This window comes from Roseateles sp. P5_E11 (assembly GCF_054049355.1).
The window spans coordinates 1-807 of sequence record NZ_JBFUMO010001125.1; the positions used below are offsets into that span (position 1 = coordinate 1).

General features: G+C 62.3%; 2 protein-coding genes. Both read right to left on the reverse strand.

Annotated features, from left to right (window positions below):
* Positions 1–186: Clp protease N-terminal domain-containing protein (locus tag ACXJKR_RS33840; RefSeq protein ID WP_457326591.1), on the reverse strand; the 186-nt coding region annotated here is incomplete at its 3' end.
* Positions 183–563, reverse strand: a complete 381-nt coding sequence (gene clpS / locus ACXJKR_RS33845; RefSeq protein WP_056197758.1) for an ATP-dependent Clp protease adapter ClpS — start codon at positions 561–563, stop codon at positions 183–185. The genes ACXJKR_RS33840 and clpS, both read right to left, overlap by 4 nt.
* Positions 564–807 lie beyond the last annotated feature (244 nt).

Sequence of the window (807 nt, forward strand, 5' to 3'; positions counted from 1 at the left end):
GATGAACTGCGTCAGGCTCTTTCGCAGGTCGTCCAGGTTGGCCGCGCAGGCGCGCAGCACCTCCGCGGCGCTGGGGTTGTCGAGCAAAGCGAGCAGCAGGTGCTCGACGGTGATGAATTCGTGCCGCTGCTGGCGTGCTTCGACGAACGCCATGTGCAAACTGACTTCAAGCTCTTGCGCAATCATGCGGCCTCCATAATGCACTGCAGGGGGTGGCCGGCACGCCGTGAGGCGGCCAGAACCAACTCCACCTTGGTCGCGGCGACGTCCTTGGTGAACACACCGCAGACCCCGCGACCCTCGTGGTGGATTTTGAGCATGATCTGCGTCGCCGTATCGAGGTCATGCCGGAAAAATTCCTGCAGAACCATGACAACAAACTCCATCGGCGTGAAATCGTCGTTCAACAGCAGGACCTGGTAGAGCCGGGGGGGCTCGGTTTTCTGGGTCTGCCGCTCGACGACGACCGCGCCCTCGCCTTCGTCCTTGCCCGGCTTCAGAGGGGGCGCGGGCGGGGGCGGGGGCGACTGGTTTCGCGGTGAAAAGACGGGGAGCACAGGCATGTCGGGATTCTATCGACGGGGGCTTCCCCTCGCCGACCGCGGGCAGTTGGCGACGCTCCTGGAAATTGCAAGCGCAGGGCGGAAGGTTCTGAGGGTGAACCCGGCCGGGAAGGTCCCGAATTGACGCTTTTTATTGCGCTACCAGAATCTGCCTCCGCCTCCCCAGGAGGTGCCACAAAGAATGGAGACAAGATGATGGCACTGGGCAAAGTCAAGTGGTTCAACGATGCCAAGGGCTTCGGAT

Bases quoted from the DNA above. Each gene is read 5' to 3' on its own strand.
- clpS (WP_056197758.1), bottom strand. From the start codon at position 563: ATGCCTGTGCTCCCCGTCTTTTCACCGCGAAACCAGTCGCCCCCGCCC.